Annotated in this window: 25 protein-coding genes, 4 tRNA genes and 1 pseudogene; 16 read left to right on the forward strand and 14 right to left on the reverse strand. The window is 44.7% G+C overall.

Going from position 1 to position 23,009, the window contains the following annotated elements; all coding sequences use genetic code 11:
• The first annotated feature begins 202 nt into the window (after positions 1-202).
• From moeB to MiSe_RS21050, 8 genes and pseudogenes are all read left to right on the forward strand, one after another.
• Positions 203-1,375: a molybdopterin-synthase adenylyltransferase MoeB gene (gene moeB, locus MiSe_RS21015; RefSeq protein ID WP_226584633.1), complete on the forward strand. Its 1,173-nt coding sequence runs from the start codon at positions 203-205 to the stop codon at positions 1,373-1,375.
• A gap of 247 nt (positions 1,376-1,622) precedes the next feature.
• Positions 1,623-1,850, forward strand: coding sequence for a hypothetical protein (locus tag MiSe_RS21020; RefSeq protein WP_226584635.1), 228 nt, complete (start codon positions 1,623-1,625; stop codon positions 1,848-1,850).
• 274 nt (positions 1,851-2,124) lie between these two features.
• The gene (locus MiSe_RS21025) at positions 2,125-2,475 is read left to right on the forward strand and encodes a DUF1830 domain-containing protein (RefSeq protein WP_226584638.1); all 351 of its coding nucleotides are present in this window, start codon (positions 2,125-2,127) and stop codon (positions 2,473-2,475) included.
• Between the two features lie 635 nt (positions 2,476-3,110).
• On the forward strand, positions 3,111-4,190 hold the full coding sequence (locus MiSe_RS21030) for a glycosyltransferase family 4 protein (protein WP_226584640.1): 1,080 nt from the start codon (positions 3,111-3,113) through the stop codon (positions 4,188-4,190).
• Between the two features lie 34 nt (positions 4,191-4,224).
• The gene (locus tag MiSe_RS21035; protein ID WP_226584641.1) at positions 4,225-4,410 is read left to right on the forward strand and encodes a hypothetical protein; all 186 of its coding nucleotides are present in this window, start codon (positions 4,225-4,227) and stop codon (positions 4,408-4,410) included.
• Between the two features lie 133 nt (positions 4,411-4,543).
• Positions 4,544-5,722 carry an RNA-guided endonuclease InsQ/TnpB family protein gene (locus MiSe_RS21040; RefSeq protein ID WP_226584642.1) on the forward strand — a complete coding sequence of 393 codons (1,179 nt, stop codon included), beginning with the start codon at positions 4,544-4,546 and terminating at the stop codon, positions 5,720-5,722.
• Between the two features lie 33 nt (positions 5,723-5,755).
• Positions 5,756-6,430: pseudogene (locus MiSe_RS21045) on the forward strand (alcohol dehydrogenase catalytic domain-containing protein).
• 113 nt (positions 6,431-6,543) lie between these two features.
• Complete coding sequence (locus tag MiSe_RS21050; protein WP_226584643.1) at positions 6,544-7,236, forward strand: hypothetical protein; 693 nt, start codon at positions 6,544-6,546, stop codon at positions 7,234-7,236.
• Between the two features lie 4 nt (positions 7,237-7,240).
• Here MiSe_RS21050 and MiSe_RS21055 read toward each other — a convergent pair whose 3' ends face one another.
• Both MiSe_RS21055 and MiSe_RS21060 read right to left on the reverse strand, forming a co-directional pair.
• The gene (locus tag MiSe_RS21055; RefSeq protein WP_226584644.1) at positions 7,241-7,732 is read right to left on the reverse strand and encodes a DinB family protein; all 492 of its coding nucleotides are present in this window, start codon (positions 7,730-7,732) and stop codon (positions 7,241-7,243) included.
• Between the two features lie 34 nt (positions 7,733-7,766).
• On the reverse strand, positions 7,767-8,114 hold the full coding sequence (locus tag MiSe_RS21060) for a Dethiobiotin synthetase (RefSeq protein WP_226584645.1): 348 nt from the start codon (positions 8,112-8,114) through the stop codon (positions 7,767-7,769).
• Positions 8,115-8,756: 642 nt separating this feature from the next.
• On the opposite strand from MiSe_RS21060, the gene MiSe_RS21065 reads away from it, so the two are divergent.
• The 3 genes from MiSe_RS21065 to MiSe_RS21075 all read left to right on the forward strand — a co-directional run bounded on the left by MiSe_RS21065 (position 8,757) and on the right by MiSe_RS21075 (position 12,290).
• Complete coding sequence (locus MiSe_RS21065; RefSeq protein ID WP_226584646.1) at positions 8,757-9,647, forward strand: hypothetical protein; 891 nt, start codon at positions 8,757-8,759, stop codon at positions 9,645-9,647.
• Positions 9,648-9,729: 82 nt separating this feature from the next.
• Positions 9,730-11,658, forward strand: coding sequence for an Hsp70 family protein (locus MiSe_RS21070; protein ID WP_226584647.1), 1,929 nt, complete (start codon positions 9,730-9,732; stop codon positions 11,656-11,658).
• A 371-nt stretch (positions 11,659-12,029) separates the two neighbouring features.
• Complete coding sequence (locus MiSe_RS21075; protein ID WP_444980529.1) at positions 12,030-12,290, forward strand: ribbon-helix-helix domain-containing protein; 261 nt, start codon at positions 12,030-12,032, stop codon at positions 12,288-12,290.
• A gap of 34 nt (positions 12,291-12,324) precedes the next feature.
• Here the strand turns inward: MiSe_RS21075 and MiSe_RS21080 are convergent, their stop codons facing one another.
• From MiSe_RS21080 to MiSe_RS21105, 6 genes are all read right to left on the reverse strand, one after another.
• A complete protein-coding gene (locus MiSe_RS21080; protein ID WP_226584650.1) occupies positions 12,325-13,485 on the reverse strand; it encodes a leucine-rich repeat domain-containing protein in 1,161 nt (386 codons plus the stop codon).
• 6 nt (positions 13,486-13,491) lie between these two features.
• Positions 13,492-14,880 carry an SDR family NAD(P)-dependent oxidoreductase gene (locus tag MiSe_RS21085; RefSeq protein WP_226584652.1) on the reverse strand — a complete coding sequence of 463 codons (1,389 nt, stop codon included), beginning with the start codon at positions 14,878-14,880 and terminating at the stop codon, positions 13,492-13,494.
• 48 nt (positions 14,881-14,928) lie between these two features.
• Positions 14,929-15,001 (reverse strand) — tRNA-Arg (locus MiSe_RS21090).
• A gap of 8 nt (positions 15,002-15,009) precedes the next feature.
• A tRNA-Val gene (locus MiSe_RS21095) sits at positions 15,010-15,083 on the reverse strand.
• 313 nt (positions 15,084-15,396) lie between these two features.
• A tRNA-Val gene (locus MiSe_RS21100) sits at positions 15,397-15,469 on the reverse strand.
• A gap of 8 nt (positions 15,470-15,477) precedes the next feature.
• Positions 15,478-15,552, reverse strand: a tRNA-Gly gene (locus tag MiSe_RS21105).
• A 127-nt stretch (positions 15,553-15,679) separates the two neighbouring features.
• Between MiSe_RS21105 and MiSe_RS21110 the strand changes: the two genes are divergently transcribed.
• Together MiSe_RS21110 and MiSe_RS21115 are read left to right on the forward strand one after the other, a co-directional pair.
• Complete coding sequence (locus MiSe_RS21110) at positions 15,680-15,937, forward strand: hypothetical protein (RefSeq protein WP_226584654.1); 258 nt, start codon at positions 15,680-15,682, stop codon at positions 15,935-15,937.
• Between the two features lie 87 nt (positions 15,938-16,024).
• Positions 16,025-16,429 (forward strand): type II toxin-antitoxin system VapC family toxin, encoded by a 405-nt coding sequence (locus MiSe_RS21115; protein ID WP_226584656.1) that lies wholly within the window; start codon positions 16,025-16,027, stop codon positions 16,427-16,429.
• Between the two features lie 391 nt (positions 16,430-16,820).
• On the opposite strand, the gene MiSe_RS21120 is transcribed toward MiSe_RS21115, so the two are convergent.
• A complete protein-coding gene (locus MiSe_RS21120) occupies positions 16,821-17,081 on the reverse strand; it encodes an alpha/beta fold hydrolase (protein ID WP_226584658.1) in 261 nt (86 codons plus the stop codon).
• A gap of 146 nt (positions 17,082-17,227) precedes the next feature.
• Positions 17,228-17,830 (reverse strand): alpha/beta hydrolase, encoded by a 603-nt coding sequence (locus MiSe_RS21125; RefSeq protein ID WP_226584659.1) that lies wholly within the window; start codon positions 17,828-17,830, stop codon positions 17,228-17,230.
• 294 nt (positions 17,831-18,124) lie between these two features.
• On the opposite strand from MiSe_RS21125, the gene MiSe_RS21130 reads away from it, so the two are divergent.
• Entirely contained in the window at positions 18,125-18,730 is a 606-nt protein-coding gene (locus MiSe_RS21130; protein ID WP_226584661.1) for a hypothetical protein, read from the forward strand.
• Positions 18,731-18,914: 184 nt separating this feature from the next.
• Here MiSe_RS21130 and MiSe_RS21135 read toward each other — a convergent pair whose 3' ends face one another.
• From MiSe_RS21135 to MiSe_RS21145, 3 genes are all read right to left on the reverse strand, one after another.
• On the reverse strand, positions 18,915-19,457 hold the full coding sequence (locus MiSe_RS21135) for an SH3 domain-containing protein (protein WP_226584663.1): 543 nt from the start codon (positions 19,455-19,457) through the stop codon (positions 18,915-18,917).
• Between the two features lie 190 nt (positions 19,458-19,647).
• On the reverse strand, positions 19,648-21,036 hold the full coding sequence (locus MiSe_RS21140) for an AtzE family amidohydrolase (protein WP_226584665.1): 1,389 nt from the start codon (positions 21,034-21,036) through the stop codon (positions 19,648-19,650).
• Positions 21,033-21,254, reverse strand: a complete 222-nt coding sequence (locus tag MiSe_RS21145) for a DUF4089 domain-containing protein (RefSeq protein WP_373872827.1) — start codon at positions 21,252-21,254, stop codon at positions 21,033-21,035. Before MiSe_RS21145 ends, MiSe_RS21140 begins: the two co-directional genes overlap by 4 nt.
• A 106-nt stretch (positions 21,255-21,360) precedes the next feature.
• Here MiSe_RS21145 and MiSe_RS21150 point away from each other — a divergent pair, with 106 nt between their 5' ends.
• Positions 21,361-21,567 carry a hypothetical protein gene (locus MiSe_RS21150; RefSeq protein WP_226584667.1) on the forward strand — a complete coding sequence of 69 codons (207 nt, stop codon included), beginning with the start codon at positions 21,361-21,363 and terminating at the stop codon, positions 21,565-21,567.
• Positions 21,568-21,709: 142 nt separating this feature from the next.
• The gene (locus MiSe_RS21155; RefSeq protein WP_226584669.1) at positions 21,710-22,480 is read left to right on the forward strand and encodes a Uma2 family endonuclease; all 771 of its coding nucleotides are present in this window, start codon (positions 21,710-21,712) and stop codon (positions 22,478-22,480) included.
• A gap of 33 nt (positions 22,481-22,513) precedes the next feature.
• On the opposite strand, the gene MiSe_RS21160 is transcribed toward MiSe_RS21155, so the two are convergent.
• A complete protein-coding gene (locus MiSe_RS21160; protein ID WP_226584671.1) occupies positions 22,514-22,855 on the reverse strand; it encodes a DUF952 domain-containing protein in 342 nt (113 codons plus the stop codon).
• Between the last annotated feature and the right edge of the window lie 154 nt (positions 22,856-23,009).

Here is a 23,009-nt window from a genome sequence, read left to right on the forward strand (position 1 = left end):
GAAGTTAAACAGACGTATTTGGTTAAGTCAGTGCTTCTAACCTAAAAAAGCCCTCTTAACATTAGCGAGGAAAACTTTACCCCAGCAATGGGAGTTGGTGAGAGCAGGTTAAAATCAAAAACCTGCTCTTAACCGATCGATATATGTACGCAATTTCCAATGTTGTCCAATTTTTCAACGATGCTTAGGGGTCGCGATCGCTATGCTGAATCCGAATCTGGACGAGATCCAGCTAACTAAAGAAGACTACGAACGATACTCGCGTCACTTAATTTTGCCCGAAGTCGGACTGGAAGGGCAAAAACGTCTCAAAGCTGCCAGCGTTTTATGCATCGGTACAGGCGGACTCGGTTCGCCGCTGCTGCTGTATTTAGCTGCTGCGGGGATTGGACGGATTGGGATTGTCGATTTCGATGTCGTAGATCATTCCAACTTACAACGCCAAGTCATCCACGGCACATCCTGGGTAGGCAAACCAAAAATTGCATCTGCCAAAAACCGGATTTGGGAAATTAACCCAGCTTGCCAGGTTGATTTATACGAAACTCGGATATCTTCCGCAAACGCCCTCGACATTATCAAACCTTACGACATCGTGGTGGATGGAACGGATAACTTCCCCACCCGCTACCTGGTAAACGATGCTTGTGTATTGTTGAACAAACCCAACGTCTACGGTTCGATTTTCCGGTTTGAAGGGCAAGCGACTCTCTTTAACTACCAAGATGGCCCAAATTACCGCGACTTGTACCCGGAACCCCCGCCACCAGGGATGGTTCCTTCTTGTGCTGAAGGCGGCGTCTTAGGAGTCTTACCGGGAATTATTGGCGTTATCCAAGCAACGGAAACGATCAAAATTATCATCGGGCAGGGGACAACTTTAAGCGGAAGGTTGCTGCTTTACAATGCCCTGGAAATGAAATTCCGCGAATTGAAACTGCGACCGAACCCGGTGCGCCCGACGATCGAAAAATTGATAGACTACGAACAATTCTGCGGTATTCCCCAAGCTAAAGCAGAGGAGGCTAAACGGCAGATGGAAATGCAAGAGATGACTGTTAAAGAATTAAAAGAGCTACTCGATAGCGGTGCGGATGATTTCATTCTCGTGGATGTCCGCAACCCGAACGAGTACCAAATTGCCAAAATACCCGGTGCTGTCTTGGTACCGCTACCCGACATCGAAAAAGGTGAAGGCGTTACCAAAATCAAAGAAATGCTCAACGGTCATCGCTTGATTGCTCATTGTAAGATGGGCGGACGTTCGGCGAAAGCCTTGGGCATTCTCAAAGAACATGGTATCGACGGCATTAACGTCAAAGGCGGAATTACCGCTTGGAGTCGCGAAGTCGATTCATCTGTGCCTGAATACTAAGAAATGTTGGTTGGGTTGACATGAGGAAACCCAACCATCCAACCTGCGGGTGTTGGGTTGAACAAGCTCAACCCAACCTACAAAATACTTGCTTTTTTCTTGATCCCCTTACTATAACGTTAATTATTGATAAATTTTAAGTTGATCCCCCAGGATTCGGCATCATAGTAAATAGGGGGGTGCGTGATAGTAGTGGCGAGCGCTCAAATATAGGGTAGTAGACCCGGTTCTGCAACCCGCCGTCCCTATGGGGCGATGGTCATATCGCTATTCCCCCCTCAGGAACGAATTGAGGATGATAGTCATGTGCTGTCCGACACCGGAATTAGAACGGTCAAAACCATGTCAAACCTGGGAATCGATGCCGAAAGGTAGCAGCGATGGGGGGATTTGCAGGGAAGAAGCTCTTGTTGCAGCTTTGTTTCAACGATTACCAAAGATGTTGGCCTCGTTGGAAAGTTTCTCTGAAAAATGACCCCTGGCAACCTTTACAAATATAAACATATGACCCCTTGACTTATTACCAATGGTTTGTTTGAAGCAAGAGAGGTGAAACCTTATTAATAAAAAAGATTATTGTAGCATTGAATACAGCAAAAAGAGTCAAACTCAAGGTAGATGTAATGTAGAAGCAATAACAGTATTGTACTAAAACAGATAAAAAAAGCTTAAGACAAAGTTAGTTCATCGTTATTGAATGGCGTGAGATAGAGCCTAGTCATTAGTTAGATAAGAAGAAAATCTAAAAAATGTCAGCGCCTCTAGACTGGTGGCCTTACAATAGCGAATCGCTGAACGCGACAGCAGACCAGGGAGGTTTCAAGGTGCTAAAGGTGAATAACAAAAATATGTGTTACTACGGCAATTTTACGAGCGAAATTCAAATAGCTCGCGTCACAAATATACCAAATTTAAACTTTGAGCGGGTGGTATTTCCAGGAGATCGTTTGTTATTTGAAGCTGTGCCAGAGGCGCAATTGGAAGTTTATATAAGTAAAACGGGCAGGGAAATTTTATTGAAGAAAATTTCTTGCGATCGCTTGTGGGTGAACGAAGGAATCAATATATTTGAATTCACCTCACCTAACCGCTCAAATTGAAGCTAATTGATGTTAATGGTTGGTGAAACAGCAATAGCATCAGTGAAGATACGGAAAGTGGGAACTGAGTTAAAAGGTAAAAGTAGGTATTTTACCAAAAAAAAGCTGAAGGGATAAGAAGGGGAAAGCTCAGTAGTTTGACGTAGATGAAAAAAAGCATGGGAGGGGGTGAAAAGAGGAAGCGATTATCCGGGAAAGAGGCTGTGGCATCGCCAGTTGAAAAAATTTAGCAAGCTAAAACCAGGAAAATGGGGATCAAGCAAAAAAGAATCTCAACAAGGGAGAAAGCGATGACAAACCTATGGGATCGGTAAAAACCACATGTATCTAAAGATAGATGAGGTAAGCAACAAGTAGGCTCTATAGTAAAAGAATATTGGCTGTAGCAGCCATAGTCGCGGCGATTAAAATCAGGAGGCTAAAAGCTTGGTAAGGTGAAACGAACTCGCAGTTTATGGGGAGGATAAGTTAAATCTAGACCGCAGATGGAAGATAGTAAAAACCGGGACAGGTTCCAGCAAAAGAAAACCAAAATCGGGATTACCAAAAATAACAAGTAAATGGGAAGCCAAAAGATAAAGCGAGAACCTGATAGATAAAAAACGGTTGAAGCTGCAAACCAAGCCAGGAAAACTATGAAAATCGCTCAAGTTTCACCCCTCTGGGAAAGAGTTCCCCCGCCAGCATACGGCGGAATTGAACTGGTAGTAAGTTACGTGACGGACGAACTTGTACGCCGAGGCCATGAAGTAGTTTTGTTTGCTGCGGGGGATTCGCAAACTTTAGCCAAATTAGAGTCGGTTTATCCCCGTGGGTTGCGCAATGACCCCAATATCAAAGAGTACTCGGCTTATGAAATGTTAGAACTAAGCCGAGTCTACGAAAGAGCCGCAGAATTTGACATCATTCATTCCCATGTAGGGATTGCCGCGCTGCCGTTTGGCAGTTTGGTGAAAACGCCGACGATTCACACGCTGCACGGCAAGTTTACAACAGATAACAGCAAAATTTTTACCCACCACGCCAAACAGCCTTTTATCAGCATTAGTAATAACCAGCGGGATGGCGTAGCGCTGAATTACATCAGCACGGTTTACAACGGCATTGACCTGCGAGGTTATCCATTTTTTTTTGCTCAAGCTTCCGATCCGCCGTATCTGGCATTTTTAGGCCGCCTATCTCCGGAAAAAGGGCCGCACCAGGCGATCGCGATCGCTAAAAAGACCGGCTGGCGCTTAAAAATGGCAGGCAAAATCGATCGGGTGGATAGGCAGTTCTTTGAAACAGAAATTGCACCCCAGCTAGATGGCAAACAAATCGAGTATCTCGGTGAAATTAGCCACGCTGAAAAAGTTGAGCTATTAGGAAATGCCGCCGTGACGCTGTTCCCCATTACCGGGCGCGAACCATTTGGCTTGGTAACGATCGAATCGATGGCAACGGGAACCCCCGCTATCGGCATCAATCTTGGTTCAGTCCCGGAGGTGATCGCCCACGGCAAGACGGGTTTCGTCTGCCAAAGTATAGATGAAATCGCAACCGCCATACCGGCGGCAATCAATCTAGATCGACAAACTTGTCGCGACCATGTAGCAAATCACTTCAGCGTTTCTCAGATGGTAGACGGTTATGAAGCCGCGTACCGACAAGTAATCGAAAATCGAATTGCTTGGAACGGTCGCTTTCATGCCCCAGCACGCATCTCATCGTTTTAATTCACAATTTTTGAGTAGCAGGGAGTATCAGACAATGAATCCACGCAGTAACACTTGCCCATGTTGTGGTGGAACCATCCTCCGGCACGTCCGTCACGCAGAAATTTATTGGTTCTGCACCTCTTGCCACCAAGAAGTACCTTCCCTGCTATACCTGGTGACACTCCGCCGTGATAACCTGACTCTGAAGTCTCGTCCGCTATCGGCGGTTAATACTTAAGTTTTGTTAGCAGCTGTACTTTACCAGAAACCGTGCGTGAAAGCCCCTGGCTTTAGACATGGGGATGAAACGCACCAGGCGATTTTAATCGCCGTCTTTACCCATCCGAGTAAAATTGTGCTAAAATAATAGCATGAGCCAAGTAACTATCACGCTAAAAATAAAGTTTTCCAACCTCAATCATGCCAAAGCAAAAATGTTTGGCGAGATGACAGAGTCAAATACTCGATTAGCTAATTGGCTGTTAACTATTCCACTCCCAGAAAGGAGAAAGTTAACCACAGCCAAGGTAGAAACTTCTCTCATGTTGCCAAGAGCGAATCAAACTATTCGGCATACCACATCTGGAGCAGGTAAGAAGGTCAAACAATACAAATCCTTACCCCCAGAAATTAATAAACAGAACTGGTCAATTCATAAAATGGGAGAAACTTATAGCCTAAGTTTCCCAGCTATCAAAGGGACTAAGCGAGTCCCTATTGAAGTAGCATCAAAACATTGGCAACCCATTTTAGACAGGTTGTTAAATGGCGACGCTTTGATTGATAAAGGTTCCGCAAAATTAATCAAACATCGAAATAGATGGTATGCCTATGTCTGTGTCACCTTGGAAGTTCCAGAAGTGGATGCGACGAAAAGAATAGGGTGTGACCGAGGGCAAAATAATCTCGCAGTGGTAGCGCCAGCTTTAGGGTTCGGTAAGTTCTTTAACGGCAAGTATGTCAAACATCGTCGCCGCTATTTCCAGAAACGCCGTCAATCTTTGCAAGAAGCGAAGAAATTTAGATCGTTAAAAAAGTGGAACAAAAAAGAGAAACGATGGATGGAAGCTGTTAATCACACTATCAGCAGAAGGATTGTAAGATTTGCTGAATATCACAATGCTGATGTTGTGATTGAAGACTTGGAAGGATGTCGAAACACCATGAAACAGAGTCAGAAAAATCGCTTTGATCATGGGGAATCAAGGCACGCTTGGGCGTACTATTCTTTAGAGCAGAAACTTGATTATAAGTTAGCACTTAAGGGATTAAAACTAATCAAACGTCCGGCTCCATATACGAGCAAATCTTGTTCAACTTGTGGCACTATTGGCGACAGGAAGAAACACCATTTCAATTGCCCTAATGGGCAGTACCACAATGCTGATTTAAACGCTTCGAGAAACCTTGCCCAATGGGATGGTTTCTTATGTTCTCTAGACCTAAAGAAAGATGCTGCTGCAATGGTTTCATCTGGTATAGAGAATGGGTTGCTTGGCACAACCCCTAACTTGATGAAAGGTATTCTCCCTAGTGGAGAGTATCTGTAGACGCAAGAATCCCCTGCCTTTTAGGCATGGGGAGTGTCAAGTCTCGAAACGGTGGCTGACCCAACCCCAGCCGCTGATGAAGTAATAATTAAGGTCGGTGCCGCCACAACCTGGGGCACCGACCTTAAGGTTTGGCGTCGCGGCGGTCACGCCAAAATGCTCAAACCTCCTACCCTATTCGGTCACGAAGCAGCTGGGGAAATTGTGGCGGTAGGTAGCCAAGTACTCGGTTGGCAGGTGGGCGTACGCGTAGTTGCCAACAACTCGGCCCAATGCATGAAGTGGGTCTTTTGTCAAGGTCAGGAATATTCGCTTTGCCCCCATTTGACCTGGAATAACGGCACGTTTGCCGAATATCTCAAAATTACAGCTCAAATCGTCAAACATAATCTGTTGCCCCTCCCCGAAGACTTGCCAAACGTCCTGGCGTCGATGACCGAACCGTTAGCCTGGGTGCTGCAAGGGGTGGCCCGGTCGAAGGTGAAGCGGGTTAATACCGAGCAACTCCACTACAGCGAACTGAGGATCCTAGGTGTATTTCACAAGAAGCCGCTGTAAGTGCGAGAAGCACTTTCCCTACTAGCAAGTCGCACCATTCTGTTTGAATTAATGGTGAGCGAACACCGCCCCTTGCGAGATTTAGAGCAAGTGTTTCGCGATATGAAAGCTGGCAAGTCGATTAAAGTCGCAACGGTAACGGATGTATAAATAAACACTTTGGTAGGCATTTCGCCTGCCAAATCTTGTTTTTTTGCTTAGCCTGGGAACGAGAGTTGAGAAACGGGAGTCTTTAGTTAAAAATCCAGAATCAAAAATGAAAAATGCCAAAAACACCGCTGTTTATACCAATTAGTCATAATATTTCGACACCCTTAAGGGTGTGGCTACACAAACTCAGCCTGCCTACGCAGGCTAAATTAAGCTTGTTTTCGGGGAAAAATGGGATTAGTTTTCTAATTTTTTATTGTTCGTTATTGTTTCCATTAGCAGCTAACGCCCTACCGGGACAAACTACCGACGAAGTGGCAGCTTGGATACAAGCAAATCCCACTTTAAGTCCCCAAAGTGGCGAAACTTTATTGGTACGCAAAAGCGATACAGCTGCCCAAAGATTTGTGTTTCAAGCTTCAACGCTGCCACCCGGAAGAGCAACTCCACCGCTGAGAACTGGGATTGTCCGCAGCGAACGTTTTGAGATATTTGATTTAGTAAATGGTGTTAATGCTGACCGTCTGGAAGAAACTTTGCGGATTATTTACGGATTGGGTATTTATCAAGATTTTCAACGGGCAAGGGTAGTTTACGCCTATCCTGACGAGACGGTCGTTAATCAAGCTCGGATTCGAAATGCACCCTTACTTGAAGCATTGCAAGGCGAGTTACGATTAGGACAGCGCTTTGCCTACTGGATAGAAGTTGCCCAACCGCGAGAAGGTAGACCCATCATCGGTAGAATGACGATTCTGCTCAAAGAAGATTTAGAAAAAATACAAACAGAACTGCGAAACCGATAATAAATTAAGGTCGGAAAATGCGGTGCAGGTCTAAAATTGGCGGGGCAACTTCCGTTTGCATTAACAAATCGTGAATTTGTCCCCGATGGTGGGTTTGTTTGTTGAAAAAGTGTGACACTAACAAAGTAACCGGATCGTTATGGGTTCTACCTTCCATATCGCGGTACTTGATTTTACCGCTGAGGAATTCTTCAGTTATAGAAGAGAAGAACTTTTCAATTCGATCGTCTTCTTCGATGCGCGCTCCCCAAAGCTGGTCGAAGTCATCGTAGAGGATTTCGTCCTTTTGGGGCGAGTCGATTGGTTGCCCCTCGAACCGCCCCATCCAGACGCGATCGCTGACGATAAGATGGTTGAGCGTGCCGTGAATGCTCTTAAAAAAAGCCGGTCGAGTCTGCTTGCGCTCCTGATCTGAAAGTCGAGCGCAAACTCCGTAAAGCCTGCGGTTTGCCAATGTATTGTACCGAGCGAGCATTTGGAAGTAAGTTGTCATCATAGTAGGAGCGATCAAATTCACTTATTCGTTTAGCTTAACCTTGGTTTGTGCCTGCGAAAATACTGCGTACAGCGTACGCTATCCGATCTATATCTTGATCCAACAAAGGAGGCCATTCCACTCCAGCAAAACGTCCTTCTACGTACATTCGGTAGCTTTCATAACACAGCATATGCAGTGCCAGCGTTAGTTCTCGGTCGAGGTTGGGTTCTTGTTGCACCACATCAAATACAATTTTCAGCGCCACTAATATCGATGTCATTTGACCGGGTACTGGCGGCTTGCCAACTTTTAGCATCATCAGCAAGTCATTCGGATTTTGCTGGGTTTGCAGGGCAGTTCCTTGAGTTAATAAAAAGTTACGAGCCGTTTTGTAGTTCATGAATGGGGAATTTTAGATTTTAGATTTTAGATTTATTTTAGTCGGCGTTTGAGCCACTCAACTGGCTTAACCAATTTTACTACAAAGATGGCATATCTCAGTTGAAAAACTACCTAAATCAAAGTCTGGAGTGGATTAAATAATATCTATTGATTGATATATAGAGCTGATGCTGATACTGTAGAGCGGGATTTGCAGTAAGGTAACCCTTGTATAAAATGCTAAGTGGGTTCGGGTAAGGCGAGGTCATCCATATTCATACTCTGTAGGGGCGGGTAATACCTGCCGATGCTAAAAAACCACGAGAGATCTGGTTACTCTCAGTGCGCTACAAGATTCCTATCCAGGACTTACGCACCACGAGCCTAGAAACCAGGTTTCGACCGTCGATCTATGGTTGCCTTTCCCAAGGATTTCTCGTAGAAACCGGGTTTCTTTCGGCAAAGTGATAGAATCCACACTGAAAGCAGTCGGTTGATAGCACTGCATCGGGCGAGATTAAGTTGCTAAAGTAGATATCTAGGGCTGGGGAGAGAGTTGCTTAAAAATAAATTAAAACCGCGAATATTGGAGATAATACGCTCAAAATGTATTTTAATCTAAAACACCGAAAGGAGTAGTTATCAAAGAGGGGAGGAACAGATGAAAACATTGCTGACACTTTTTAACAAAGAACGCAACACACTTGAGATAGAAATTGACAAAGCAGGTAGCCTGAAACAAGTGGTTGGGCTGGTGCAAAATAAACTCGATAATGTAGAAAGGAATTACATTGGAGAACTGAACGTTAGCCAGGTAAGGTTAGTAAAATTATTCCTGGATACGCTGCGACAGTCGATGACGGCAATTTCTGCTACCAACGAAACAGCAATATCGTCCCCAGCGGATGCCATCCCTATCCCAATCAAACGCACATCCCCCAACAGGCTGATATTAAAAGGACTGCAAATACTCACCGCCTTCGGTATCATCAGCACATCGTTTTCCCTAACAAGAGAAACCCCCGCCGCCTGGACGGATGTTTTGCTGATAGCAGTATTGGTAGGATTGGAAATTGCCATAAAATTCGACAAAGATAACCGAGAAAACACTACCGAAATCCAACCAATCCAAGCAGCACTACCCCCCGTACAAGTAGATAGTAAATTCCTTTTAGATAACCTAGCCGACGCACTGAACACAATCGATCGCGCCGTCGCACTGGCAGAAATTCAAAAACCGCTCAACGCCAGCGGGATCGAAGAAATGCCAGAAATGCTAGACTTTCTACAAAAACTTTGGGGCGCATCATTTTTAGGCAACCCTCAAATGGCATTAGAAATCAGCAAACTCGTACCGCAAATATTAATGGAACAGGGAATTCGGGTGCAGAATTACCGACCGGGCGACGAACGTAGCCCCCGCGAGTACTTCGACTTCGAGCCAAGTATCGACGGGTTGACCAAAGATTACATTACCCTAACCCCTGCCTTATTGAAAAGCGATCGCTTACTCAGACGCGGACGCGTAATCGAACCAACATCAACCCAATAAACCCAAAACCTCTTTCTTCTCTGACTCTGCGGACTGTCGCGCCTGGAGCGGTTTATTAACTCATTTTCTTAACTTATAAACTATGGATACACAAGTACTAGAAACAATTGGATTCGATTTAGGACATGGCGAAACCGCCGTAGCCAAAGCCAAAGTAGAAAGCATCGAACCCCCCCAGATGCTAGAAGTAAATAACAAAAAAATCCAAATCACCGCCATCGGTATCCATCCCGAACTAGGCATTTTAGTAGGCGACCAAGCATTAATCCAAGCAGGCGTCACCCAACTGCAAATTGGTTTCAAACAAAAACCAAACAATTCGCCAAAATATCGCCAAACAATCCACAACTTTGTCGAAACCTACGACCGCATCTTAAAAGAAAGCAAACAAATTGAAGGCGGCGAAGTCAGTCAATATTACGTTGGTTGTCCCTCTGGATGGTCAACAGAAGAACGGCAAGAATACCAAACCCTGCTCAAAGAAGCCGGGATTAAAAAATTAAGCGTTATCCCAGAGTCGCGGGCAGCTTTCATGCAAGCCAAGGAAGGCGGAAAGCTGGGATATAACGAACTCCTTTCCACGGTTTTGATCGTTGATATTGGCTCTTCCACGACAGATTTTACCCTGGTTAAAAGCTTGCACGAAATGCCGCTTGATTTCGGGCGCAACACTTTAGGCGCAAGCTTGATTGACAAAGCGATTTTGGCTCGGACTTTAGCCAATCACGAGCATAAAGAGTTACTAAAAAAAGTATTTGAGTCACATCAGTATCACAAATTCCGCTGCGAAATTCAATGCCGTAGAGTCAAAGAAGATTACTTTTCTAACGAACAAATTTACAGCGATCCGGCTACGTTTGCGCGGGGATTTGAATTGATCACCCCACAAATTCACTTTATACCCCAAGTCAACAAATTGATTATGGAGGAAATAATTAACCAGCCGCTACCGGAACTGGAAAATAAAAGCTGGATGCAATCATTTCGCGAAGCCGTAAACGAAGCCAAAGAAAAACTGAAAGACCAAGGGATTGTGCCGCAAGTTGTGCTGATGACTGGAGGCGCATCGCGGATGAAATTCACCCGCGACGTTTGCGCGGAAATATTCCCAGAACCTGCTACGCAAGTGCGCCCAGATCCGGAACCAGAAAGGTGCATCGCCCTTGGTTTAGCCAGAGTTGGGCGCTGGGAATTGCGTGCGACGGCGTTTAAAGAAGAGGTGAATAAACTGTGCGATTCGCCCAAGCTAAAAGAGATTGTATCGCAACATATTCCTGGGTTAATTGACTTGCTTTTGCCGCCATTATCCGACGGTTTGCTGCAAAATGCGGTGAAATCCAGTTTAAAAGAATGGAAAGACAACAAAATACGGACATTGGCAGATTTGCAAAGCACAATTGAACAGCGAGCGTTACAGTGGTTGAAGAGCGATCGCGCGCAGCAAATCATCAACGATCGATGCGTTAGTTGGTTTAATACAGACATTCGCCCCGACTTAGCCGCAGCAACCGACCCCATCTGTCAAAAGTTCCAAATCTCTAAAAGCAGCTTGCGATTTGAGGGTGGAATTGACTCGGCTGTTGTTAACCCGCAACTATCTTTTGCCGAGGATGTTTTGGGAGTTACAGTCGCATTCCTGGTCAGTTTAATTATTGCTGGAGGTACGATTGGCAGCTTGATTGCGCTGCTACTAACGGGGCATTTTGTGTTACCAATTGCTCTGGTATATGGGGCAGCATTTTTAGGCGAGGGAGTGCGGTTAAACAAAGAGAAAATTACTGAAGCGCTGAAGACAAAGATAGATATTCCTGGGTGGATACGTTTTATGGCAATGAGCGATCGCGCCATCGAAGAAATGTGCGAAAAAATGAATCCCGACCTGCAAAAAAGCCTGAAAGAAAGTATGACCCAGCAACGGGAGGCGTTTGACGAATTGATTGCAAAAGTTGGACAACAACTTAAAAATGCTTTGGACGCAAAGGCGGAAGAAGCAATTATTTTGATTCAATAGGGAGATTGAAGAATTGAAGAATTGAAGAATTGCAGATTTGTCTGAACAGTCTAAAATTTTAAATCAACAGTGCGATTCCGCTTATCGGATATGCCTCCGGCACGAGGAGAGCGAACGCCCTTTGGGCGAATCGCACCTTAGTTAAAAAGTACAAGTGCGATCGCCTACTATAGAATCAACACTGGGAGCATGTCAACTTTGTAGCCGACACCCGCGCATGGTGTCGCTACACAAACAAAGCCTGCCTTCGCAGGCTTTAAAAGCTTTAGCCCGCCTTCGCGGGCTTCGTTTGTATAGCCGCACCCTTTAGGGTGTCGGCGTAAATTTACAAACCTGACATGCTCCCATCAACACTTCCCTCACCCAACGCTATGCAAATAGTCTTACCACCTGAAATCGAAGCCCTTGTGCAGCGCCAACTCACCAGCGGCAAATACAATAACGCGATCGAAGTCATACTTGCAGGTATCAAATTGCTTGAACAACAGCAAGACATATACCAAGGAAGACTACATGAACTCCAACAGGACGCACTTATTGGCTGGGAAGCGTCCCAACGTGGTCAAGTAGTAGATGGTGCAACTGCGATCGCAAAAATCCGCGCTAACTTGCGTTCGCGCAGCGTGCCGTAGGCATATCGCGCTACAGTTCAAAAGACATATGACTTCAACGATATACGCTCTGAATCAATGCGACGCTACGAGGTTTTTGTAACTCGTTACTCTGGTTTAGCATACGGTTACGATCCAACAGCAGCTTAATTCGTCGATCTGGTTTACCATCTAAACTTAGATCGCACAATTTTTGATTGATTTCTAATGCATCAATCAGGGCTATTTTGCCGCGATCGCTAATTCCATTCCGATCGAGATTCAGCTTCAATAAGGTTTGGTTGTGGGTGAGAAAATTTGCGATCGCAATCGCACCTGCGTCTCCAATCTGATTGGGTTGCGCCGCTAATACTCGTGTAGAAGGACTGTAACCCAAATCCAGATTACCGATCTTGGGATGGGTTTGGAGTGCTGCTAATAGTCGATCGCACCCTTCTACCCCAATCCCATTGCTAGCAAGTCCTAACTCAAGCAATGTTTTATTACGTTCCAATCCACCTGCTAAAACTTTAACTCCGGCATCGCCAAGATGATTGACATTAAGAAATAAACCAGCGATCGCCCAATTATGAGCTAAAAGATTAGCCAGTAAATAGGCATGGTTTGCCTGAATCTGATTGCCGCCCAAGTACAGCCGTTCGACGGTACAATTGGTGTGAGTCAAAACTTCTAAAATGGCTGTTAATCCCTCTTCTCCTATTTGGGTATTGACCAAATCCAGCGTGCGGATACTTTTGTTATGACGCAACATTTCAGCTAGATGATATGCACCTTCTACGCCAATCGGATTGCGCTTTAACCACAGCCCGGTTACAGATTGATTATGCGTTAATGCTGCGGCGAGTGCAGCAATACCCGTCGATGAAATCCCGTTGCAACCTAAATAGACAATTTCTAGGCGATTGTTACGTTGAATCAATCGCGCCACATCTTCAGCACCAAAATTACCTATACCATTAGTTCCGAGTAATAAGCTAGCGATCGCAGAATTGTTTGTCAATGCTTCAGTTACTAAATGGCATCCCGTCACGCCTAAACTTTGCTTGCACAAATCGAGTCTTCCATCCGGCATTACTGTGCCTCGCGGGAAGGCTATTTTTTCAGTTATCGGTTGATTGGTGTGGAGATAATCGATTAAAGATTCTAGATCGAGCAAAACTTCCTCAGAAGACTGAATAGAATTAGGTAATGGACAGTTGAGAGGTGGATTTGTCATTGTTCGCTACCAAGGATAAGGGGCATAATCTTTCAGAAAATGACCATAAATGGGGGGTTCGGGGTTTTCAATACCTTGAACAATCGGATCGTAAATTCTTGCCATCCCATCAATAGCATCTAATGGCGTGTAAAAATTTTGCTGGGCTTGAATTCGCATCTTCTTAGGATAAGGATTTTCATTAGTAATCCAACCTGTATCTACACTGTTCATGAAAATATTATCTTTTGCATAATCAGCCGCCGAGGTTCGCGTCATCATATTCAATGCCGCTTTTGCCATATTGGTATGGGGATGATAGGGTGTTTTACTGTCGCGGTTGAATTGTCCTTCCATTGCCGAAACGTTGATTATAAAGCGTCTTTCAAAGGGCGATCGCATCAATAATCCTTTGAGTTTACTGTTGATAATAAATGGTGCGATCGCATTTACCAACTGGACTTCAAGTAACTCAATGGTGTTAACTTCATCGAGTTTTAGCAACCAGCTATTGATTGGGCGCAGATCCAGTTGTTGTCCATCAGCATCAAATCGATCGGGCGGGAAGTAATCGGCGATGTAACTTGGTTGACTTTCCAGTAAAAGAGATTTTTGTTGAGCTAAATTATCCTTTAATCTATTGCGATCGCTCAAAATTAACCCTTGGGCGTTTTCTGATAATATTTGCGCTGCTTCATCTTCTTGATTCAGCAAATGTTGGTAAAATGCCAAGGGACGTTTGATGGTTTGGGCAGCATTGTTAATAATGATATCTAATGCTGATTCAGTATGTAGTAAATCCCTGATAAATGTTTCCAATGCTGGGATATTTCGCAGATCGAGTCCGTGAATTTGCAGGCGATCGCGCCACTGCTCAAAATCCGGTTCTAGACTATAACGATAGGCACAGTCATAGGGAAATCTTGTGGTGAGAATTACCCGCGCACCATCCCGCAATAGCCGCAATACCATCTGATAACCAATCTTGATTCGTCCGCCTGTAACTAAGGCAATTCGCCCAGCTAAATTGGTGCGCTGTTGTCGTTTTTGATAGTTCAATTCAGCACATTTTGGGCAGAGTAAATGATAAAAAAAATGAATTTGCGTATAAGGGGTTTTACAAATGTAACAAGTAATTGGTTTATGCAATTTCTGCAAATTCGTTGTTGATTCTGGCAATGCAACAAATGATTTTTGCTGCTGCTGATACTGCACCATGACAGTTGATGCTTTGAGTTGTTTATCTTCAACCCGCCGCTGTTGTTGTTGAGTTTGACGAAAACTTCTACGCCCCTCTTTATAGATTTTGGCAATCAAACTTTTGAAGCGATCGTGGTCGCTAATAATATCTGGAGCTTCTGAAATTTGTTGCAGAACGTTGAGGCATATTTCTAATTGGTCTGGTGGGATATTCATCTTGACCAACCGAGAGAAAAGATTGAACAGAAACACCCCTTTAGGGGATGGGGACTAAGAGGATTTGAACCCCTAACTTCAGGTTCCGTAGACCTGCACTCTTCCGTTGAGTTATAGCCCCCAAAAACGTGGGATGGGGGAGGCTCGAACTCCCAACCTCTGCCCTGTCGAGGCAGCGCTCTTCCAGCTGAGCTACCAATCCCAAATATCTGAAATTTATTATACTACATTATGTAGCTTTAGGGAAATGGATGTCAATAATTATTTATTTAATGTCCGGTTGAGGCAGGTTTCTAATTGTTCCAGTGGGATATTCATATTCACCAATCGAGAGAAAATATAGCGGTTTGCAACTGGGTAGAATACACTTTATTTTGCATAAGTTAAGTCCGCGTAGGCGGACTTCGTTTGTGTAGCGGCACCCTTAAGGGTGCCGCTACACAAACGAGAGCCACTAGGGCTGTATTCCACCAAGTCACAAACTGCTATATTGAACAGAAAAACCCCTTTAGGGGGTGGGGACTAAGAGGATTTGAACCTCCAACTTCTTCCCTGTCAAGGAAGCACTCTTCCGTTGAGTTATAGCCCCCAAAAAGGTGGGACTGAGGGAGACTCGAACTCCCAACCTCTGCCCTGGAAGGGCAGCGCTCTTCCAATTGAGCTACCAATCCCAAATATCCGAATCATTGTATATTACATAATGTAGTATAAATGAGGGATGTCAAGGGGTATTTAGAAGCGATCGCTAGAAGCGAGGGCAGAATGTAAAATCTAAACAAGCCCCAAGAGTAGAACACCCATGATAATCACCCTCCCACCCGATCTCGAAATCGCGCTTCAAGCCATTGCGTTGCGCCAGGGAAAAGATATAACTGCGATCGCGATCGAAATCCTGACTCAAAGTCTCGCCGTCAATCCAAACGCAATTTTTACCAAACAAGCTAAATTCATGCGCTTTGCAGGTATCGCCGCCGAAGAGTCCGCTCTCCTCACCAGTCTGGAAGAAGACGTTTTCCGCGATCGCGCCCTCGATCTAAAACGGCAAGTAGATATATAGCGTTTCCATTTGAGATCTGGACTAAAAACCCTTATAAAATAAGTTTTGCAGTAGTTTCGCCGTTCAGGAATCAGTTGTAAAACTAATATGAAAAAAGCCCTTCTAGATACCAACATCCTCTCCCACTTTCTCAGAGGACAAGGCAGCGTTGTCGCTAAACTCAACGAGTATGGGCAATTTTACGACTTCCTGACTTTTTCGATCCTGACCTACTACGAAATCAAAGCCGGACTCACCTACCGAGATTCCAGAAAACTGCTCAATCAATTTGAAGAGATTGCCCGCGAAAGCGAAATCCTGCTCCTATATCTGCCCACAATGGATATTGCCAGCAAAATCCACACAGACTTGCGGCAGCAGGGTGTGGCGATCGCGCCAATCGACTTACTGATTGCAGCTAGTGCAATCGAGCATGGCTGTACCCTAATTACAGCTAATGTTCAACACTTCCAAAACATTCAGGGCTTGCGTTATGAGAATTGGGCGCAATGAGCGATCGCGCGATCGACAACATTGCTAATAGCTAATTGCTAATAGCATCTAAATGTAGGGTGCGTTAGCGAAGCGTAACGCACCGCAATCCCTATAGCGGATTGCAGCCGTATGAGGCAGGACTTACGCAACTGGCACATTTAATTAGGTTTGTAGTAGCGCTTTAGCGCCAGATCTGGCGCTAAAGCGCTACTACAAACCTCAAAATTGACGGAGTAGTGTGACAGTTGCGTAAGTCCTATGAGGTACACCTTCGTTTGTATAGCGGCACCCTTAAGGGTGCCGCTATACAAACAAGTCAAAAGGCTGTACCTCACTCGAAAAGCAATCCGCTGTAATGAAAGCATCTTTCCCGATCGAGCTATTAGCAATTAGCCATTAGCAACTTGAGTTAAGTATTTATCAGCCACTCTAGCAACTCTCGATCGAATAAATCTGGCTCCTCAAAGTGAGGCGCATGACTGCTCTTTTCAAATACGCGGATAGTAAGATTGCTGAACTTGTCTCGCACCGATTCCCACATATATGGTGGGGGAACGAGGTAATCGTAACGACCAAGAGCAAGGAATACAGGCGCTGGCAATTTATCTAAGTTCTCAGTAATATCGATGTCCCGAAAAACTTCGCCCCAAACATAATCAAACAAAGCCATATTTAACTCAAGTTGCTAGTTATCTCTCTGGGAGCGGCTAATGGCGTTCCCAGGCAGGAGCCTGGGAACGAGGCTAATGGCTAATGTCAGTAAAAATCCAAGATTAGCAATTAGCAATTAGCCATTAGCAACGCCCTTGTTTATAACTAGCAACTTGCGTTATTTACTTCTATACCTTCCCAAAGTTTTGTCGCATCATAGTTGTAGTCAAACCAACTTTTGGGTCCCATGAGAAGGCAATATGTAATAAAGGCTTTCTCTGGTGCGGCTGCTATTTCTTGAGGCAATCTTGCCAGGTTTTTAGCAAGAGCTGCTTTACGCTCAGGACAAACAGAGTCATTCAGATATCGTTCCGCAGCAATATGCCCTTCATGCGAGAAATTTGGGGCTGCACAAATCATGACTAGATGAGACACATTGGCAGGATATTTCTTAGCATACTCCAGTGCCATAAATGCATGGCCTGAATGACCAATAATAATAACCCGATCCAATCCTAATTCTTTCCTAATCAGTTCAATATCATCAACGAGTAAGTCTAACTGGAACCCAGAAGTGTCTTGACAATCGTAAGGAGGTGAGAAACCTCGATGATCGACAAAGACCAACTTTAGACTGTTACGAAGATTGTGAGAAAACGTTCTTGAGTAATACAGCGAACTTCCAACCACGATGGCAGGAGTTCCCGTACCTTGTTGCAGGTACTGGAGCTTAAAACCGCTGGAATATACATGGCCTCTTAAAGACATATTCTTAACTCTCCAGATTTCAGGAGCTTAATTGGTGACTCAGATCGCTGGACTTAAACGATCCACACTTAAAAAATTTTCATAATATCTATCTTAAGCTAGAGGTAAAAAATTATTGACAAGGTCACAGTTAAAAATAAAAATTATCTGTAAAGACAATTAGAGCTTCAGGGAGGCGGGGGAACAGATGGCTCTGAACTACGGTGATTTCACAGAGTAAGGTCTTCGACAGTCTTGCCCTCAGCGATCGCACCCACCAACTACTTTTGACCACACCCACCTTGTACAGAGGCCATGAAAAACTCGACAAAATCTCTCATCTGGTCTAGTGGTTTTCTTTTAGCACTTGTCTTGGCCTTAATTCCTTCAGCGGCACAGGCTAATGCTGGTGTCCCCATGCTCTTTTTCGTCTTTCCTCCCTTAACAATGGCGATAGTGCCCATTATTCTCGTTGAGGCAGTCGTTTATGCCAAATCGCTCAATTTGAGTGTCAAACAAGCTTTCATTTGCTCAATCTTCGCCAATCTGATTTCGACTCTAGCCGGATTCCCGCTCTTATGGATAGCGATAGTTGGAGTCGGGATGGCCCTTGCTTGGATGAATTTGTATGAGGTCGCTAATTTCATTTTGTTTCCCGTCTGGCTAGGACCGGCTCCCAACCAACAGCTACTTTACCTAGTTCCTCTTTCATCCGTTTTATTTCTTGTCATTGCCTACTTTGTCTCAGTATTTATTGAAAACCTCTTGATTAGATGGCTCCTGGAGAAAGTGTGGCACCAGGCGATTGAGCATTCTCGCCTGCAAAAATGCGTAACTCTTGCCAATTTAGCTACCTACATCCCTTTGGCTATTTTTATTGCTTTGCTATTGTATGTTCGTGGGCTTCAGTATGTTACTTGAGGACTCAAACGTTTTGGGTAAAACCCGCCCCTACAACACCATTAAATATGCTCCTCCAATGCAACCGGACAGGATATAATTAGTAATTGGATTAAATGGCTGTGGATGCTTGGCAATTACCAATTACCCTCGTTCCCTGGCTCTGCCTGGGAACGCCATTACCATTCTAATATCCAGAGTTTTGCTATTTGTTATTGAGTTCGATCGTGCGCGTGCCGTCATTTCCTTGGAAAACGCGCACGGTTATATTACCCTCATACAAATAACTCGTTCCTTCTGGTGAAGATTCAACTATGACAGGAACCCTATTTAACAAAGTCGCGCCGCTTTGGCTGTCATAAATATCCATGAATGTTTCGTCATCTTGATTAAAAATTTGGATCAGCATTTGTTCTGATTGGAAAGAAAGAATTATATTCTTTACACCAGGAGGTTTAGTAGCAGTAGGAGCATTTGGAGCGGGAAGATCGAGGGAAGTAGCGGGAATCCAGCCCATTCTACCAGAACGAGAAAAGCGCACCCGATACCAAATGTAGCCATCAACACCAACCATTCGGTCGATAATTGTTACGCGATCCCCCGCTAACCCATACCCTAACCTGCGCGAGTTTGTGGTGGGTTGCGATCGCACGTTTATCTGCATGTTGGGATTCCCTTTTAGCGTCGCTTCTTGTGCCGCAGCAGGAGTAAAAGAAGCGAGCAAAATTACTATTGTTGTGGCAATCAATCGCAGTATTTTTACTGGTAAAAACTGTATAAAGAGGATTGCAAGCGAGTGAGGTAAAGCCTTATGGCTTCGTTTGTGTAGCGGCACCGTTAACGGTGCCGCTACACAAACGAAGCCGTACCTCATACGGCTGCAATTCGTTATAAATGCTAATGAATTAAACATGTTTTGCTGCTTCATATTCACTAACCTAATGCACAACTGGTGCAGATACAACGCCCATCGCTTCCAATACAGCAGCTACGCGCAAAATGAGTGCTTCGTTGTAGGGTGCTGCAATTATTTGAACGCCCAAAGGTAGGGCATTCGGACGTTGAATTGGGACTGATATAATGGGCAATCCAATAAAAGATAATGGCTGGGTAAATAATCCCAAATTAGGACGGACGAGAATTTCTTCGCCATCCACGACTATTTTTTGTTGACCAATTGGCGTTGTTGGATAAGGCGTCGTGGGTGCGAGAATAATATCGACATTTTGGAACACTTCGCGGACGCGGACGCGAAACCACTGTCTAAACTTTTGTGCTTGAATATACCAGTCTGCTGGAATTAACGCACCCGCGAGGAAGCGATCGCGCGTGGCAAAATCGAAATCACCGGGACGCGAGCGCAAGTTATCCAAATGTAAATTAGCCCCTTCCGCCGCCGTAATAATATAAGCCGCCGCCCTGGCGCGATGGGGTTCTGGTAAAGTAACGCATTCGGTAACATTTAAAGCACGGGCAATTTGTTCCACAGCTTCTAATGCTTCTGGATGTGCCCCTTTAGTAAAATAGTCACCCGCGATCGCAATTCTCAGTCCTTCAATTCCTTGGGATAATTGAGGCAAACAAGCTTCTAGATTTCGCTGTGTGCAAACCGGATCTCTTTCATCTGACCCTTGCAAAATATCAAAAACAGTGGCAATATCGCGCACCGATCTACCAAATGGCCCGATACAATCAAAACTACTGCAAAATAAAACCGTTCCCGCACGGGATAAGCGTCCGTAAGTTGGTTTTAACCCAAAAATTCCGCACAAAGCAGCGGGGACGCGAATAGAACCGTTGGTATCCGAACCCAATGTTAATGGTACTAATCCCCCAGCAACAGCAGCAGCAGAACCTCCAGAAGAACCGCCTGCAATGCGCGTTAAGTCGTGGGGATTATGGGTAGCGCCATAATGGGCATTTTCTGTGACAAAACCATAGGCGTATTCGTCCATATTCAGTGCCCCTACTAACACTGCACCCGCTTGTTTTAGTCGAGCAACTGCGGTAGCGTCACCACTTGCTGGGGGTTTTTCTGCGTTAATTTTTGACCCTGCGAGAGTAGTTATTCCAGCGATATCGAATAAGTTTTTCACCGCAAAGGGGACGCCTGCGAGGGGGCCTGGGTTTTTTCCGGATGCGATCGCTAAATCTATCTTTTCCGCCTCTGCCATTGCGGTATCAGATAACACAGCGGTAAAGCAATTCAGCGCTTGATTTTTATCGGCAATGCGGGCTAAAGCAGCAGCAACTATTGCTTGGGCGGATACTTCATGCCCTTTTACGACTTCGGCTATTTGGGTAGCATCGGGATAAGCTTTGCTCATGGTTCAAAGATTGGGGCGGCTTCGATTTCTGCGGGTAAGGGGAATTCGGTGACGAGTTTTGCCACGGCGATAATTCTTTCCATGTTCTCGATTACACCAGGGCGATGTTCCGGGTCGAGAGGCAAGTTGATTAGTAATGCCATTTGATCGACGTATTCTGCTGGGTTGAGCGGTTTTTGTGACATAGGCGGGATGAAGGAGACTACCTGTTGAAACATTACCATTTGATGGTACTACCATTTATGGCAGTGCCATCAAATGGCAATCTTGCTAGAAACATTTAATAACAATAAAGTGGGAAAGGCCAGTTAGTTACATGCAAATATGGAAGCGATACATCAGCTGATCCGATTAAACTATACTCGTTTATCAGAGGAAATTCAAGCCGAACTAACTTTTTTGAGCGAACTATCGGAACTCAGCAATGATGAAAGGTTCAGACAATCAATTGCTGAAGTCATATACAGTCTGAATGAACTTTCAGATACATTAAACCTTCAGAGACGATATCTCAGCACTGGTTTCAATTAGAGTTACATTAGGTTGGGCTTACCGCGGGGAAACCCAACCTACAATTGTTCTAGAAACTGTTGGCGATCGCATCAAGCTAAAAGCTAAAAGCTAAAATCTAAAATCTAAAATCGATTAACTACCTGTCAAGGAGATTTTAACAATGGTCAAATCTGAGGTCACACCTCCAAGCGCACCAAATGACCTCACACAGGAACTCGCTGAACGAGGTTGGCGCATTCAAGAAGAAGTTCAACCCGATGGCACGATTATTTATGCCAAAGTGCCGCTGACATCAGAAGAATTTCTTCATCCACAAGAGGGATATCACTTGCCCAGCAACACATTTCATAACAATATCAGCCGCGATGCTGAAGATATGTTACTCTGCCGCTATGCCAATAACCCAACAGTGGCAGTATTCCACGATCTTTTAATCAAATGGGATATTCCTGGCTTGAAAGATCATTGTCCCGATGTATGTGTGGTGTTGGGTATTCGCAACAAAGATGTGTATCGCGATAGTTTTGAAGTTATTTTTGAAGGAGTTCGACCCGGTTTGATTATTGAAGTCGTCTCTCGTCGCTATCGCAAAGAAGACCGAGAAATAAAAGTGATTGAATACGAACAAGCTCAAGTTCAAGAATATGTCATCATCGATCGGCGGACTCAGCGAGGACAAGCGATCGATGAAGTGTTAGGCTATCGATTAGTTGCCGGACGCTATCGACCTATTTCTCCTGATGAGGATGGACGTATCTTGTGCGAAACAGTAGGATTATGGTTGAGTTTGCAGGATGGTTGCTTGGTGATGGAAGATACCCAAACTGGGGAACGATTGCGAACGGCAAAAGAATTGGCAGCAGAAAATGAAGACCTCAAGGCACAATTGCAGGCACTCCAAGCTCAACTGAAACAGCAAAGTGGGGAATGAGATGAAGATAAAATCTATGGTAATGGCTAATTGCTAATGGCTAATTCTCATCGCATCCGGCATTTCAAACTTCCCATCTTCCCCCGGTTCAAACTCCAACACCTGAGTTACTGCATCAACATTCAAAGCCCCATAAAGGTGAGGAAATACATCGTTATCAACTGCTTCGTATTTAATTTCAGCTTGAACTCGCTCGGGTTCAATACACAACAGCACTAACCCTTTTTGGTTATGAAAAAATCTGTTAGCAGTTATGATAATTTGTTGAGGAGTGGAACAATGGATAAAACCTTCAGTATCTAACGTATCGCCCCGATAGATTCCAGCTTGTTTCGCTTGTTCCCATTGTTCGCGCTTGGTGATGTGTAGGAGCATACTAAGAAGTAGTCGAATATAAATAAACCAAACTGTGTAAAGAAAAATTAAAAGCCAGAGCGCTCGAGCGATCGCTACCGTAATTTGGGGAGTTGCGAAGCTAGACTTTGGCGTGTAAATAAAAGTTAAGAACCCAGGCGATCTGCTGCAATCA

Origin of the sequence: Microseira wollei NIES-4236 (genome assembly GCF_020521235.1) — a bacterium.
GTDB classification, from domain to species: Bacteria; Cyanobacteriota; Cyanobacteriia; order Cyanobacteriales; family Aerosakkonemataceae; genus Microseira; species Microseira wollei.